Source organism: Burkholderia sp. Bp9016 (assembly GCF_003857765.1).
Classification (GTDB): domain Bacteria; phylum Pseudomonadota; class Gammaproteobacteria; order Burkholderiales; family Burkholderiaceae; genus Burkholderia.
The window spans coordinates 1-15,182 of record NZ_QTPY01000042.1; the positions used below are offsets into that span (position 1 = coordinate 1).

A 15,182-nucleotide genomic window follows, 5' to 3' on the forward strand; every position below is an offset into this window, starting at 1 on the left:
CCTTCGACACGGCCGACGATGATCGATGGCGGTTCAGGGCGCGACGCAGGTGCGTCAGGCAACCCGGCCTCAGTGGCCGGTTCGTCGGTGGGTGTGTCCGCTACCGGTCGCGGATCGGGAAATGAATCGGTCATCCAGACTCCTTGACAGGCCTGATACGTTTCTCCGTCATCGGATCGATATCGAAATAATCGATAAGTATCCGAATCAATGAAGAACCGGAACGAGGCGGCAAGCATAACGATTTTGGGTCACAGGAAAAACGCCGATTCCGGAAAAATGCGCGCAAAGGCCGTGGCAATGAACGGGGATTGTCAGAATGTGTTTCAGGCGAGAATGCTTCGCATTGCTTCATGAATGTAGATACGCGCGACCTCTCGATCCGATTCGTCTGTCAGGTGCGTTATCCGGTGATGAAGTCGTGTGACGCGCGTGCGTACGACACTGCGTCTGTACCTTGCAGCGCCTGAATCGTTATCGTCCGTGCAAGCGAGGTAAGACCGGCATGTTTGTATCGCACTGGATCTATCGCCGCTTCAGAAGCATCGGATCGTGCTGACGCCATGTTGCTGAAACATGCCGGATACGTGAGCGGGTTCTGCTGTCGACACGCAGCAAAAGTTCGGTGCCAGACCTTCGCGTCGGGCGCCCGGTGATCGATACCCGACTTCCTCCAGGGAGCGCGCTCATGAAAGCTACCCGGATCCTCGCGGTTGCAGTGCTCGTTTCAATTCCATGACGACGCGCAGCGCGCCGCTCGTGACTTCACGGCTCGGACGCCTTTCAAAAGCCTTCGATGCATGACATCGAACGGTCATCTCTTCACATCCCCCGCACGACCCCGCCCCAATAGCGGTCCTCTGCTATTGCATTTCACGCGCCGCTGATTAGGAAATGAATTTTTATTGGTTCTGCTTCCCCGAGCGCGCTCGCATAGTGGGGCTGACGGCTATAGACAGCACGCAAGCTGCACCGGCCGCATTCCCAGGGTGTTTGTTCATACGAATCTGCGAGAACAAGGAAGCGTCATGACTTTTGCATTGGAAGAACGAACCGCCGCACAGCAGGCGCTCGAGGACGCCCGCGCGGCGGCCGCATCGGCGGGCACGCCTTACGCGGGCGGCGTGGCGCCGCAAGCGGCGTGGGCGCTGTTCTCCGCCGGCGACGCGTTGCTGGTGGACGTGCGCACCGCGGAGGAACGCAAATTCGTCGGCCACGTGCCGGAGTCGCTGCATGTGCCGTGGGCGACCGGCACGAGCCTGACGCGCAACCCGCGCTTCGTGCGCGAACTGGAAGCGAAGACCGGCAAGGACGCGGTGGTGCTGCTGTTGTGCCGCAGCGGCAACCGGTCCGCGCAGGCGGCCGAGGCCGCGGCGAAGGCCGGGTTCACGCAGGTATTCAACGTGCTCGAAGGGTTCGAGGGCGACCTCGACGAGCGGCAGCATCGCGGCGGCCGGAACGGCTGGCGCTATCGCGACCTGCCGTGGGCGCAGGACTGAGTCACGGCCGTTACGGGGAGAAGTCGGCATGGCCGCATTCGAAATCGACGACATCGTTCAGTCGCTGCAGACGGAGCGCCGCGCATGGCGCGAGAAGCAGCGGCGCTCACTCGAACCGGGCGGGCGCGACCTGCCGGCGCGCGAGGCGCTTGCGCAGATCATCGGCGCGCTGAAGGGCGTGCTGTTCCCGATGCGGCTCGGGCCACCCGACCTGCGCCAGGAAAGCGAGAACTTCTATGTGGCCCATGCACTCGACGCGGCATTGAACGCGCTGCTCGCGCAAGTGACGCTGGAGTTGCGCTACGCCGCGCGTCAACGCAACGCCGACGCACGGATCGACGAAACGGCGTCCACGGCCGTGCAGGCATTCGCCGCGCGCTTGCCGGATATCCGCCGGCTGCTCGACAGCGACGTGCTGGCCGCGTTCCATGGCGATCCGGCCGCGGGCAGCGTCGACGAAGTGCTGCTTTGCTATCCCGGCATTCTCGCAATGATCCATCATCGGCTCGCGCACGAGTTGTACCGGCTCGGGTTGCCGCTGCTCGCGCGGATCATCGCCGAGCAGGCTCACGCGGAAACCGGCATCGACATTCATCCGGGCGCGCGCATCGGCGGCGGCTTCTTCATCGATCACGGCACGGGCGTCGTGATCGGCGAGACCGCGATCATCGGCGAGCGCGTGCGCGTGTACCAGGCCGTCACGCTCGGAGCCAAGCGTTTCCCGCGCGATGCGGCCGGCCATCTGGAGAAAGGGCTCGCGCGCCATCCGATCGTGGAGGACGACGTCGTGATCTATGCAGGTGCAACGATCCTGGGCCGCGTCACGATCGGCCGCGGCGCGGTGATCGGCGGCAACGTGTGGCTCACGCAGGACGTGCCGGCCGGCGCGAACGTCACGCAGGCCGTGCTGCGCAGCGAAGCGAATGCCGCACCGCGCACGCGGCGCGAGCCGGCTGAGCCGGTGCCCGACACGCAGGTGACGACATGAGCGACCTGATCCAGCACTTCGGCGCCAACGTGCGCAAGCTGCGCGAAGCACGGACGTGGTCGCAGGAGCAACTCGCCGAACACGCGGGGCTGAACCGTTCGTATGTCGGCGAGATCGAGCGCGGCGAGGCGATCGCATCGATCGTTACCGCCGACAAGATCGCACGCGCATTCGACGTGTCGATCTCGACGCTGCTGCCCGGGGTGTACGTCACCTGACGGCATCCCGGTTTTTCCCCTTCGGTTGTGCCGTGTGACGGCTATAGCATGTTGAGCCGGCAGGTGCGTGCTTCCGATAATCACCAAGCGTCATAAGCAATCCCGTTTTTCATCTTAAGAATCCGGAGCCACACATGTCGACCGTTGCAAGCGGCACGGCCGCGCTGAGCGATCACGCCGCCCGCCAACTAGCGAACGCTACCAAGACCGTCCCCCAGCTTTCCACGATCACGCCGCGCTGGCTGACCCATCTGCTGCAATGGGTGCCGGTCGAGGCCGGCATCTATCGCCTGAACCAGGTGAAGAACCCGGAGGCCGTGCGCGCCGCATGCACGCAGCTCGAGGACGAAAGCGTGCTGCCGCAGACCTTCGTGCCGTACGAAGAACAGCCGCGCGAGTATTTCCTGAATGCGGTGAGCACGGTGCTCGACGTGCATACGCGCATCTCCGATCTCTACAGCAGTCCTCATGACCAGATCAAGGAGCAGCTGCGCCTGACGATCGAGACGATCAAGGAGCTGCAGGAAAGCCAGCTGATCAACAACCCGGATTACGGTCTGCTCGCGAACGTGACCGACGAACAGCGGATCTTCCCGCTGACGGGCGCACCGACGCCGGACGATCTCGACGAGCTGCTGACCAAGGTGTGGAAGGAACCCGCGTTCTTCCTCACGCACCCGCTCGCGATCGCCGCGTTCGGCCGCGAATGCACGCGGCGCGGCGTGCCGCCGCCGACGGTCAGCCTGTTCGGCTCGCAATTCCTCACGTGGCGCGGCATTCCGCTGATCCCGTCGGACAAGGTGCCTGTCGCGGACGGCAAGACCAAGATTCTGCTGGTGCGCGTCGGCGACAAGCGCCAGGGCGTCGTCGGCCTCTATCAGCCGGGCGTCGCGGGCGAGCAGGGGCCGGGCCTGTCGGTGCGCTTCATGGGGATCAACAACCAGGCGATCGCGTCGTACCTGATCTCGCTGTACTGCTCGCTCGCGGTCCATTCACCGGATGCGCTGGCTGTCCTCGATGACGTCGAAATCGCCAAGTACCATGACTATCCCGACACCTACCGTTAATCCCGGCTCGGCAAGCAGCGACGCGCTCGCGCTGCCGCACGCGCCGCTGCCGGCGGGCCTGCCCGACCCGGCGGCACTCGCGCGGCTCGCGTCGGAGTTCTTCGCGACGCCGCCCGGGCAGGCCACCGCGCCAGGGCTGTCGGCGGGCAGCGGGGCGGTCGGCGGCGTGCCGTCCGCATTGCCGGCGGCCGCGCCGATCCTCGCGTCGGTGAGCAACCCGGCGCCCGCCGGCTCGCCGCTCGCGGGGCCGGGCGGCACGGGCACCGGCGTGCCGGGGCTCGCGCTGCCGCAAGGCAAGGCGCCCGGCGCAAACCTCGCGCCGTCCGCGCCGACGCACGTGCTGTCGCTGGGAAACCGCGTGCCTGCGCTCGCGCCGCATGCGGCCGCGCAGAACGGGCTGCCCGACAACGCGGTGTCGATCGCGCCCGCATTCGAGCCGCGCGTCGGCGGCGCCGCGCTCGGCGTGCCGCAGGCGAGCGGGGCAGTATCGGAAGGCGCGGTGAAGGGTGCGCCGGCTGCGTCGCCGTACTATTTCACCGACGGTTCGCTGCAAGGCTGGCAGGCGACGCCGCAGGACATCGTCGTGCCGTCGAACGGGCTCGCGTCGCCTGAAGCGTTCGGGTTGCCGGGCGACGACGCGCTGCGCGACCTGCTCGCCGTGCATCGCGACGTGCCGGCTGGGCGCGCGTCGGGCGCGGACGTGCCGCGTTACTTCATCGACGATGCGCACGCCGCGGAACCGCGGGGCACCCTGCATCGCGGTGCGCACCCGCCGTTCGACGTGAACGCGATTCGCCGCGATTTCCCGATCCTGCAGGAGCGCGTGAACGGCAAGCAACTCGTCTGGTTCGACAACGCGGCGACGACGCACAAGCCGCAGGCCGTGATCGACCGTCTCGCATATTTCTATGCACACGAGAACTCGAACATCCACCGCGCCGCGCATGCACTGGCGGGCCGCGCGACGGATGCGTACGAGCATGCGCGCGACACCGTGCGGCGTTTCATCGGCGCTTCGTCGCCGGACGAGATCGTGTTCGTGCGCGGCACCACCGAGGCGATCAACCTGATCGCGAAGACGTGGGGCGTGCAGAACGTCGGCGAAGGCGACGAGATCGTCGTGTCGCATCTCGAGCATCACGCGAACATCGTGCCGTGGCAGCAACTCGCCGCGCAGAAGGGTGCGAAGCTGCGCGTGATTCCGGTCGACGATTCGGGGCAGGTGCTGCTCGACGAATACCGGAAGCTGCTCAACGATCGCACGAAGATCGTGTCCGTGACGCAGGTGTCGAATGCACTCGGGACGGTCGTGCCGGTGAAGGAGATCGTCGAGCTCGCGCATCGCGCGGGCGCGAAGGCGCTCGTCGACGGCGCGCAGTCGATCTCGCACATGCGCGTCGACGTGCAGGCGCTCGATGCGGATTTCTTCGTGTTCTCGGGACACAAGATCTACGGGCCGACCGGGATCGGCGTTGTGTACGGCAAGCGTGCGATTCTCGACGACATGCCGCCCTGGCAGGGCGGCGGCAACATGATCGCGGACGTGACGTTCGAGCGCACGGTGTTCCAGCAGCCGCCGAACCGCTTCGAGGCCGGCACCGGCAACATCGCGGATGCGGTGGGGTTGGGGGCTGCGCTCGATTACGTGAGCCGCGTCGGCATCGAGAACATCGCGCGCTACGAGCACGACCTGCTTGCGTATGCAACCAGCGTGCTCGCGCCGGTGCCGGGCGTGCGGCTCGTCGGCACCGCGCGCGACAAGGCGAGTGTGCTGTCGTTCGTGCTGAAGGGCTACGAGACCGAGGAAGTCGGTCAGGCGCTGAACGAAGAGGGCATCGCGGTGCGCTCGGGGCATCACTGCGCGCAACCGATCCTGCGGCGTTTCGGGCTCGATGCGACGGTGCGGCCGTCGCTGGCGTTCTACAACACGTGCGATGAAGTCGATGCGCTCGTGCGTGTCGTGAAGAGGCTGGCGACGCGCCGCTGAATCGCGCTGCACGCGAGAAGGCCGCTTGTGGCTCCCGGTAACGGGGCGCTACAGGCGGCCTTTTTTGGTAGCGATGCGCGAACGCGATGCCGATCAGCGCCCCGCCGGCTTCTTTCCGCCGAGCCCCATCAGCGGCAACCCGGCTGTCGTATCGAGCACGGCCTTGCGCCGAGTCAGCAGCAGGCGCACGGACGGGTTCGATGCGAGCAGCGCCATCGTGCAAGACCACGCGCCCGAGATCCCGACCGACCGCGCGACGACCGTGAGTTCGAGCCATGCCGACGCGTGCGCCGGCACCCTCAACGCGAAGATACTGCCGTAGAACGCGACGGATTTCGGGTTCGTCATGCTGACCACATCGCCTCTTTTCGCGGCGTACATGGTTTTCAGGGCGATGCGGCGGAATGAGTGCTCATCTTACTTCGGGCGCCGCGCCGGACCCGTGCGCGGGGCGATCCATAAAAAAACGCGTGACGACTTGCGTCGCCACGCGTTGCATCGCTTCGGAATCGCCGGGCGTGCCGATGAACCGGCACGTCGCGGCACATCGTCAGAAATCGAATCCCGGCCCGCCCGCACCCGGGCCGCCCGGCGCGGCGGCCGGTGCCGCATCCTTCGGCGCTTCGAACACGGTCGCATCGGTCGTCAGCAGCAGCCCGGCCACCGACGCCGCGTTCTGCAGTGCCGTGCGCGTGACCTTGGTCGGATCGAGCACACCCGATTCGACGAGGTCGCCGTATTCGCCAGTCTGCGCGTTGTAGCCGAAGTTACCCGTGCCTTCCGCGACTTTCGCGACGACCACGCTAGATTCCTCGCCCGCGTTCGCGACGATCTGGCGCAGCGGTTCCTCGAGCGCGCGCAGCACGATCTTGATGCCCGCATCCTGATCGGCGTTCGCACCCTTCAGCTCGCGAATTGCCTGCCGCACGCGGATCAGCGCGACGCCGCCGCCCGGCACGATACCTTCCTCGACGGCCGCGCGTGTCGCATGCAGCGCGTCGTCGACGCGATCCTTCTTCTCCTTGACCTCGATCTCGGTCGCTCCGCCGACCTTGATCACCGCGACGCCGCCCGCGAGTTTCGCGACGCGTTCCTGCAGCTTTTCGCGGTCGTAGTCGGACGTCGCCTCTTCGATCTGCACGCGAATCTGCTTCACGCGCGCCTCGATGTTCTTCGCGTCGCCCGCACCGTCGATTACCGTCGTGTTTTCCTTGCCGACCTCGATACGCTTCGCCTGGCCGAGTTCGGCGAGCGTCGCCTTCTCGAGCGTGAGACCCGTTTCCTCGGCGACGACTTGCCCCCCGGTCAGGATCGCGATGTCCTCGAGCAGCGCCTTGCGGCGATCGCCGAAGCCCGGCGCCTTGACCGCGACCGTCTTCAGGATGCCGCGAATGTTGTTCACGACCAGCGTCGCGAGCGCTTCGCCTTCGACGTCTTCCGCGATGATCAGCAGCGGACGGCCCGACTTCGCGACCTGTTCGAGCACCGGTAGCAGGTCGCGAATGTTCGAGACCTTCTTGTCGTGCAGCAGGATGTATGGGTTCTCGAGCTCGGCGATCTGCTTGTCGGGATTGTTGATGAAGTACGGCGACAGATAGCCGCGATCGAACTGCAATCCTTCGACGACGTCGAGTTCGTCGGCGAGCGATTTGCCGTCCTCGACGGTGATCACGCCTTCCTTGCCGACGCGGTCGATCGCTTCGGCGATGCGCTGGCCGATCGATTCCTCGCCGTTCGCGGAGATTGTCGCGACCTGCGCGATTTCCTTGCTGGTGGTGGTCGGCTTGCTGATTTTTTTCAGCGCGTCGACGGCCGCTGCAACCGCCTTGTCGATCCCGCGCTTCAGGTCGAGCGGATTGAGACCGGCCGCGACGTATTTCTGGCCTTCGCGCACGATCGCCTGCGCAAGCACGGTGGCCGTCGTCGTGCCGTCGCCGGCGGCATCGCTGGTGCGCGACGCGACTTCCTTAACGAGCTGCGCGCCGATGTTCTGCAGCTTGTCCGCGAGTTCGATTTCCTTCGCGACCGACACGCCGTCCTTCGTGACGACCGGTGCGCCGAAGCTGCGTTCGAGCACGACGTTGCGGCCCTTCGGCCCGAGCGTGACCTTCACCGCGTTCGCGAGAATGTTGACGCCTTCGGTCAGCTTCGCGCGGGCGACGTCGCTGAAAATGATTTCCTTCGCTGCCATGATTGCACTCCGTTATTGATTGACGACCGCGACGATGTCTTCCTCGCGCAGCACCAGGAATTCGTTGCCGTCCACCTTGACGGCCTGGCCCGCGTACTTGCCGAACAGCACGCGTTCGCCGACCTGCAGGTCGGGCACGATGCGCTGGCCGTCCGCATCCTTGCGGCCGGGGCCGACGGCGATCACTTCGCCCTGGTCGGGTTTTTCAGCGGCGCTGTCGGGGATCACGATGCCCGAGGCGGTGGTGGTTTCCTGGTCGAGTCGCTTCACGATGACCCGGTCGTGCAAGGGGCGTAGGCTCATCTTTTCGTCCTGTTCTGTTGCGTCGAAATTGGCTGGCACTCTTCATCAGAGAGTGCTGACGAGTATAAAAACGCGCGGCGACGCGATCCAATAACGGATTCGGAAAAGCATTTGCGCGAATGCGCTATGGACAGGGGAGCGAGGCGGGGCGGTTGAGCGGCGGAGGGGGAAGAAGGCGGCCCAAGCCGCCTTCCTTCGTTACGAGGCGACGCGAATTACGACTTTCCCGAAATGCTGCCCCGACTGCAGGTACGCGTAGGCCTGCGGCGCTTCGTCGAAGCCGAACACGCGATCGACCACCGGCCTGATCCGCTTCGCGTCGACCAGTCGCACGACGTCGTCGAGCATCGCGCGGCTGCCGACCATGAAGCCGTGCAGTTGCCGGACGCCGCCGATCAGCGACAGCAGATCGAGCGCCGGGCCGCCGAAGCTGCTGAGACCGCCGATGATCGACACGATGCCGCCGATTTTCGTCGCGGCGATCGAGCGCGGCAGCGTATCGCGCCCGCCGACTTCGACGACAAGATCCGCGCCCGCGCCGCCGGTGAGGCGCAGCACTTCATGTTGCCATTCGGGTGTCGCGCGATAGTTGATCGTTGCGTCCGCACCCAGTGCGCGGGCGCGCTCGAGCTTTGCATCGCTCGACGAGGTCACGATCGTGCGCAGTCCGGCCGCATGGGCGAGTTGCAGCGCAATGATCGACACGCCGCCCGTGCCGAGCAGCACGACGGTTGCGCCCGGTCCCAGCCCGCCGTCGACGAACAGCGCATTCCACGCGGTGATGCCCGCGCACGACAGCGTCGCCGCTTCGGCGTAGTCGAGATGCGCGGGAATCGCGACCAGTGCGGCTTCGTCGGAGACGAAGCGTTCGGCGAGCACGCCGTCGAAATGCGAGCCGGGCGACCCCGAGACTTTCCGCTGCGTGGGCGGCCCGTCGATCCAGTGCGGGAAATACGTGTTGATCACGCGATCGCCCGGCTTGAACCGCGTGACGTCGCGACCGGTTTCGACGACTTCCCCGGCACCGTCGGCGACCGGGATCAGCGCGTCGGTGCCGATGCCGAGATAGTCGCCGCGCGCGAACATCAGGTCGCGATAGTTCAGCGCAGCCGCGTGGATCTTCACGACGACGTCGGTCGGGCCGACCGGACGAAGCGTCGCGTCGATGCGCCGGAGCCCGGCAACGCCGTCGCCCGGTTTGACTTGCCATGCATGCATGTCGACTCCTTTTTCCAGGTAGAGCGGACTATCATAGTGTCGCGCGACGGGACGCATTGGCGAGAATTCGGCCACTGATTGTTGCCGTAGTGGACACAACTCTGTCACCCCACCGGAGCGGAATTACATGGATGAGCGGCTGAGAGGCGTCGCCGAATTCGTCGACGTCGTGGAGTCAGGCAGCTTCGCGGCGGCGGCGCTGCGCCTCGGCATGACGCGCTCGGCCGTCGCGAAGATCGTCGCGCGGCTCGAACAGCGTCTCGGCGCGCGGCTCCTGCAGCGCACGACGCGCCAGCTCGGCCTGACCGACGAAGGGCTCGTCTATTACGAGCAGTGCCGGCGGCTGCTGGCCGAACTCGGCGAGACGGAGGCCGCGCTCGACGCGGGCCGGCGCGAGCCGGCCGGGCGCGTGCGAATCAGTGTGCCCGTGCTGTTCGGCCGGCAATGCGTGGCGCCCGTCGTGCGGCGCCTCGTCGAGCGCTATCCGCGACTTGAAATCGACGTGTCGTTCAGCGATCGCGTCGCCGATCTCGTCAACGACGGCTTCGACGTCGCAGTGCGGATCGGCGCGCTGGCCGACACCAGCGCGCTGGTCGGCCGAAAGCTCGGCGTACAGCGCATGGGTATCTGCGCATCGCGCGCGTATCTCGATCGTCATGGCTGGCCGTCGGGGCTCGACGCACTCGCGTCGCATGTCGGCATCGCGTATTCGCGCGGCGGGCAGCCGACGCCATGGCGGATCATCGGCGCGGACGGCGCGGTGCACGACCATCGCCCGGCCGGCCGCCTGCGGTTCGACGACCTGCAGGCGATCGCCGACGCGGCCGCGGCCGGGGCGGGCCTCGCGTGGCTGCCGTGCTGGTTGATGGCGCCGTACGTGCGCGACGGCCGTCTCGCGCTCGTGATGGACAGCGAGAGCACGTCGGGCGCCGAAGTGTTCGTCGTGCGGCCGGCGTCGCGGCATGTGCCGTCGAAGGTGCGCGTCGTCATTGATGCATTCGTCGACGAGATTCCGCGCATGCTGGCCTCGGACGACGCTGACGGCGAGCGCGTGCCGCCGCGCGTCGTGCCCGCTCCGTAGCGACGACGCAGGATCGGTCGACGCGGCGTATGATCACCGCACAATTCCTATTCGGGGGCACGCCGTGATGAGCAGGACACTGCAGATCGTGATCGTCGCCGGCACCGTGACGACTGCCGTATCCCGCCTGATCCGTCGATGATGCGCCCGTTCGCATGCGGTGCAGACAATCATCAGGCCATCCAGGGCGAGCGCACATGACGACGAGCGATCCGCCGATGGCGACACCGCAACCGTGCTGGCTGCGCGTCGCCCCTGCACTGTTCCTGCTGCTGTGGGCGAGCGGCTTCGTGTTCCTGAAGCTGGGCTTGCGCGACGCCGATCCGCTCACGTTTCTCGCGCTGCGCTACGCGTGCGTCGTCGCGCTGCTCGTCGGGCCGTTCCTGTGGCTGCGCCCCGCGTTGCCGCGTACGCGTGGCGAATGGCGCAATCTTGTCGTCGTCGGCTTGCTGTTGCAGGCCGGCTATTTCTCGTTCACGTATCTGAGCCTGAAGCTCGGCATGTCGGCCGGGGCCGTCGCGCTCGTCACGTCGCAGCAGCCGATTCTCGTCGGGCTGCTCGCGCCGATGATCGCCGGCGAGCGGGTCGGCGTGCTGCGCTGGGTCGGGCTCGCACTCGGCGCAGCGGGCGCCGTGATCGTCATCCTCGCGCGATCGTCGGTCGCGGTGTCGTCGTCGTGGGCGCTGGTGTTCGCATTGCTTGCGCTCGCATCGATCACCGGCGGCACGCTGTGGGAAAAGCGCTTCGGCACCGACGTTCATCCGGTTACCGCGAACCTCGTGCAGTACACCGTCGGCCTCGCCGTGACCGCGCCACTCGCGTTCGCACTCGAACCGATGCACGTGAACTGGACTGCGGGGCTCGCCGGGTCGCTCGCGTATCTCGTGATCTGCAACTCGCTGATCGCGATTTCGCTGCTGCTCGCGATGGTGCGATACGGCGAGGCGTCGCGCGTGTCGGCGTTGTTTTTCCTGATTCCGCCGGCCACCGCGTTGATCGCGCTCATTGTGCTCGGCGAAACGGTCGGTGCGCTCGCGTGGCCGGGGATGGCGCTTGCGGCCGCGGGGTTGTATCTCGTGATGCGGTACTAACTCGCCGGTATTTCTCACATATCGAGACTGCGTCCCGATAATTGACGCGCATTTCGCGCGACTCCTAGACTGCTTCGCATGACGCCGCGCTTCACGCGGCGCGACGATGTCGCGATCATGCGCGGCATCCGCCCGTCCCGCGAGACGATCCAGGAGACAAGTCGATGAATGCTGCCGTCCCGCAGTTGCACGCCGCGACGATGCGGCGCCTGAACCTGCGCCTTATTCCGTTTCTGATGCTGCTGTACCTCGTCGCATACATCGACCGTTCGAACATCTCGGTCGCGGCGCTGCAGATGAATGCGGATCTCGGCCTCAGCGCACAGATGTATGGCCTCGGCGCGGGGCTGTTCTACGTCACGTACATCATCTTCGAAGTACCGAGCAATCTATTCCTCGCGCGTGTCGGCGCACGCCGCTGGATCGCCCGCATCATGATCACGTGGGGCATCGTCGCGGCCGGGATGAGCGCGGTGCATACGCCGGGCCAGCTCTATGCGATGCGCCTGCTGCTGGGCGCAGCCGAAGCGGGGTTCACGCCGGGCATCATCTATTACCTGTCCGCGTGGTATCCGCAAAGCGATCGTGCACGGGCGATGTCGTTCTTCTATATCGGCGCGACGCTCGCGTCGGTGATCGGGTTGCCGCTGTCCGGCGCGCTGCTGAACCTGAACGGCGTGCTTGGCGTCGAAGGCTGGCGCTGGCTGTTCCTGCTCGAAGGCGTGCCCGCGCTGCTGCTCGGGATCGTCGTATGGCGGAAGCTGCCCGATACGCCCGCGCATGCACGCTGGCTGCCGGCCGACGAGCGCGCGTGGCTAGAAGCGGCGCTGCGCGACGGCGCGCCGCGCGAGCACCTGTCGCACGGCGCGGCATTGCGGCGCGCGTTCGGCGACGGCAAGGTGTGGGCGCTGGCGGCGTTCTGGCTGTTGCAGGCCTTCGGCACGATCGGCCTCACGCTGTTTCTGCCGTTGCTGGTGAAGAGCCTGTCGGGGCAATCGAGCTTCGCGGTCGGCAGCCTGTCCGCACTGCCATTCCTGTTCGCGTGCATCGCGATGTATCTGAACGGCCGGCATTCGGATCTCGGCGGCGAACGCGCGCTGCATCTCGGCGTGCCGATGCTGCTGGCCGGTGCGCTGCTGACCGGTGCGATCTATACGCCCATGCTGCCCGTTGCGTATGCATTGCTCGTGTTCGCGGTCGGATTCAACTGGGCCGCGACGCCGGTGTTCTGGGCCGTGACGACCGAATACGTATCGGGCCTCACGGCCGCCGCGTCGATCGCGCTGATCAACGCGGTCGCGAACATCGCGGGGCTTGCGCTGCCGCCGGTGATGGGACACATCAAGGACGTGACGCATTCGTACGATCTCGCGCTGCTGCTGGTCGCCGTGGCGCTGCTCGTCGGCGGCGTGCTCGGGTTGCGGATTGCATCGCGGCGGGCGATGCCGCTGGCTGAGCGGCGTGCCGGATGAGCACGCCAGATGCGCGGTTGCGCACGATCCGCCGTGCCGACTACGTCAAGCATGCCTGGCCGCCTTCGCCATCGTTCGATGCAGCAGCACGAGTTCGATCAGTTCGACCTGATAGACGTAGCGCGACTGGACCACCTTCAAAGCCATCGAGCCGACGGACAGCCCGAAGACCAATGCAATGCCCCATACGATGGCGGTATTCAGGAAATTTCCGGAAACGAATCCGTTTGTCAGCGTACTCTGCAACCACGGCAGTCCGCCCGCGTCCTTGATGTTCGAGAGCGTCACGGCAAGCAGCGCATAGGCGGCCGTTCCGCCGCCGAAGAACGACACGACGCGCGCGTCGAGGCGCTTCACCTTGAGTTGCAGGACATGCCGCGCATATTCGAGCGTGCCGTCGTCGTAACCGGCCAGCAGCAGTGCATGCTTCTCGTCGGTCTCCACCTCGCGCGTGATGGTGTTCAGCGTTTCCGATTTCCAGCGAAACATCTGGATGATGCCGGCGACGGGTTCGACGATGAGGGAGAGCAGGCTGAACAAGACAGTCAGTACGTAAAACACGATGGCGACGTGCTGCTGCCATGGTGCCGGGGCCGCCTTGTGCCAAAGCGCCAATGTGCCGAGCAGCACGAAACAGACACCGCCTCCCGCGAGCAGAATTCGCGCCGCTTTCCGTGCCCGCTCCATCGACAGGCCTTTTGCGGGGCGGTAGGGTTCGCAGGTCGACAGCACTTTCAGTACGTCCGTGATTTTTGACATCGGGTCTCCAGAGGGCATTGGGTGAGCGGGATGCTTCCGCTCGCGGTATTTGCGACACGCGTCATGCGATGTGCGTTTCGAGCGCGATACGGTCGCTCGTTTTCGTCGTGACGTGCGACGGGATTATGCGTCGCGGATTCCGTCATTCATCTCGAAATGGGCGCGGTCCGGAGCAGATGGACGCCATCGGATCAGCGTGCATATTCCCGTACCCGTTAGCATGTGCCGAATCCGGTATCGTCGATACCGCTGGTCACGGCAGGGCAGGGCAGGGCAGGGCAGGTCGCGGATCGCGCGGCGCTCGACACGTTTCGCGATGCGCTCGTGTTCGAGCGCGCGGTGTGGCGCGACGCGGTGTTCGCATCGCTGATCGACGGCGGCTCGCAAGTCCGCGCGACATTGTCGCGGCTTGCACCTGGCGGCTACCTGACGATGTCGATCGTGCCGGTGCTGCTCGCGACCGCATCGATCTCCGCGCAGTGCCGCATGCTGTGCCTCGACTTCATCGACGCGCAGCGCGCGTTGATCGATGCACGTATCGAAGCGGCGCTCGCGCGCCGGCGTCTCGACGACCGGCCGGCGACACGCGAGTTGCGCGGTTTCGCGGAGGCACTCGAACGCGCGCGGCACGCGCTCGATGCGATGCCCGCAACCATGGAAACCTCGACGCGCACGCATGCCGGCGCCCCACGCATCGACGCGTGGCTTGCCGCTCGACACGATCCGATCAAGCGCACCGCGTGACGACAGCGGCACGTCACGCGTGCCTTACACTTGGCGCTCTTTCAATCGTCTCCGACGGAGCGCGCATGTACGCATCGACCTTCATTTTCCGCGCCGGGCAATACGACGACGAATTCCATCGGCTCGATCGGCAGATCGCGGACATGGCACGCGCGACGCCCGGCTATCTCGGCGAGGAGACGTGGGAGAACGCCGAGGCGGGACTGATCCAGAACGTCTACTACTGGGAATCGGAGGCGGCGCTGCGGCAACTGATGCAGCACCCCGCGCATCTGGAGGCGAAGGCGAAGCAGGCGCGCTGGCTCGACGGTTATCGCGTGGTGATCTCGCAGGTGCTGCGCGAGTACGGCGACGGCAAGCTCACCCAAGCACATGAGGGGCAACCTGCGCCACGCGGAACGTATACGTGATCCTGACTGATTCGTTTCCTTCGAATTACATATCAATAACGAAAGGTTCATGCGGTTAGCGGCCGGCATCGGCATGCTGGTTTACACCGCATCGGTCGCAATCAATTCTTCATCAAGCATGGCTAAGGTGGCGGGGCTTCACGTCGTCAGTCTG

13 protein-coding genes and 2 pseudogenes are annotated in these 15,182 nt (G+C 65.9%); 10 read left to right on the forward strand and 5 right to left on the reverse strand.

The features are described 5' to 3' along the window. Window positions 1-1,028 precede the first annotated feature (1,028 nt). The 5 genes from DIE13_RS30730 (at window position 1,029) to DIE13_RS30750 (ending at window position 5,759) form a co-directional block, all read left to right on the forward strand. Window positions 1,029-1,499: a rhodanese-like domain-containing protein gene (locus DIE13_RS30730; RefSeq protein WP_124830769.1), complete on the forward strand. Its 471-nt coding sequence runs from the start codon at window positions 1,029-1,031 to the stop codon at window positions 1,497-1,499. 28 nt (window positions 1,500-1,527) lie between these two features. Beyond that, window positions 1,528-2,487 (forward strand): serine O-acetyltransferase EpsC, encoded by a 960-nt coding sequence (epsC, locus tag DIE13_RS30735; protein ID WP_124830770.1) that lies wholly within the window; start codon window positions 1,528-1,530, stop codon window positions 2,485-2,487. Beyond that, on the forward strand, window positions 2,484-2,705 hold the full coding sequence (locus DIE13_RS30740) for a helix-turn-helix domain-containing protein (RefSeq protein ID WP_006749621.1): 222 nt from the start codon (window positions 2,484-2,486) through the stop codon (window positions 2,703-2,705). The genes epsC and DIE13_RS30740 overlap by 4 nt, the downstream gene beginning before the upstream one ends. A 134-nt stretch (window positions 2,706-2,839) precedes the next feature. Beyond that, entirely contained in the window at window positions 2,840-3,772 is a 933-nt protein-coding gene (locus DIE13_RS30745) for a family 2A encapsulin nanocompartment shell protein (RefSeq protein ID WP_096500367.1), read from the forward strand. Then, window positions 3,747-5,759, forward strand: a complete 2,013-nt coding sequence (locus tag DIE13_RS30750; protein ID WP_124830771.1) for a family 2A encapsulin nanocompartment cargo protein cysteine desulfurase — start codon at window positions 3,747-3,749, stop codon at window positions 5,757-5,759. Before DIE13_RS30745 ends, DIE13_RS30750 begins: the two co-directional genes overlap by 26 nt. Window positions 5,760-5,852: 93 nt before the next feature. On the opposite strand, the pseudogene DIE13_RS30755 reads toward DIE13_RS30750, so the two are convergent. The 4 genes and pseudogenes from DIE13_RS30755 to DIE13_RS30770 form a co-directional block, all read right to left on the reverse strand. Next, a pseudogene (locus DIE13_RS30755) lies at window positions 5,853-6,134 on the reverse strand (LysE family transporter); the annotation flags it as partial. Window positions 6,135-6,309: 175 nt separating this feature from the next. After that, window positions 6,310-7,950: a chaperonin GroEL gene (gene groL, locus DIE13_RS30760; RefSeq protein WP_124830772.1), complete on the reverse strand. Its 1,641-nt coding sequence runs from the start codon at window positions 7,948-7,950 to the stop codon at window positions 6,310-6,312. A gap of 12 nt (window positions 7,951-7,962) precedes the next feature. Further along, window positions 7,963-8,253 (reverse strand): co-chaperone GroES, encoded by a 291-nt coding sequence (locus DIE13_RS30765; protein WP_011356207.1) that lies wholly within the window; start codon window positions 8,251-8,253, stop codon window positions 7,963-7,965. Between the two features lie 198 nt (window positions 8,254-8,451). Next, a complete protein-coding gene (locus DIE13_RS30770; RefSeq protein ID WP_124830773.1) occupies window positions 8,452-9,471 on the reverse strand; it encodes an NAD(P)-dependent alcohol dehydrogenase in 1,020 nt (339 codons plus the stop codon). Between the two features lie 127 nt (window positions 9,472-9,598). Between DIE13_RS30770 and DIE13_RS30775 the strand changes: the two genes are divergently transcribed. The 3 genes from DIE13_RS30775 (at window position 9,599) to DIE13_RS30785 (ending at window position 13,115) form a co-directional block, all read left to right on the forward strand. Continuing rightward, the gene (locus tag DIE13_RS30775) at window positions 9,599-10,552 is read left to right on the forward strand and encodes a LysR substrate-binding domain-containing protein (protein WP_124830774.1); all 954 of its coding nucleotides are present in this window, start codon (window positions 9,599-9,601) and stop codon (window positions 10,550-10,552) included. A 197-nt stretch (window positions 10,553-10,749) separates the two neighbouring features. Continuing rightward, a complete protein-coding gene (locus tag DIE13_RS30780) occupies window positions 10,750-11,643 on the forward strand; it encodes a DMT family transporter (protein ID WP_124830775.1) in 894 nt (297 codons plus the stop codon). 164 nt (window positions 11,644-11,807) lie between these two features. Continuing rightward, on the forward strand, window positions 11,808-13,115 hold the full coding sequence (locus DIE13_RS30785) for an MFS transporter (RefSeq protein ID WP_124830776.1): 1,308 nt from the start codon (window positions 11,808-11,810) through the stop codon (window positions 13,113-13,115). A 45-nt stretch (window positions 13,116-13,160) separates the two neighbouring features. Here the strand turns inward: DIE13_RS30785 and DIE13_RS30790 are convergent, their stop codons facing one another. Further along, on the reverse strand, window positions 13,161-13,874 hold the full coding sequence (locus DIE13_RS30790) for a hypothetical protein (protein WP_124830777.1): 714 nt from the start codon (window positions 13,872-13,874) through the stop codon (window positions 13,161-13,163). Window positions 13,875-14,108: 234 nt separating this feature from the next. Between DIE13_RS30790 and DIE13_RS30795 the strand changes: the two are divergent. Together DIE13_RS30795 and DIE13_RS30800 are read left to right on the forward strand one after the other, a co-directional pair. Then, window positions 14,109-14,618: pseudogene (locus tag DIE13_RS30795) on the forward strand (flagellin N-methylase); the annotation flags it as partial. Between the two features lie 65 nt (window positions 14,619-14,683). Continuing rightward, window positions 14,684-15,028 (forward strand): antibiotic biosynthesis monooxygenase family protein, encoded by a 345-nt coding sequence (locus tag DIE13_RS30800; RefSeq protein WP_124830778.1) that lies wholly within the window; start codon window positions 14,684-14,686, stop codon window positions 15,026-15,028. Window positions 15,029-15,182: the final 154 nt, after the last annotated feature.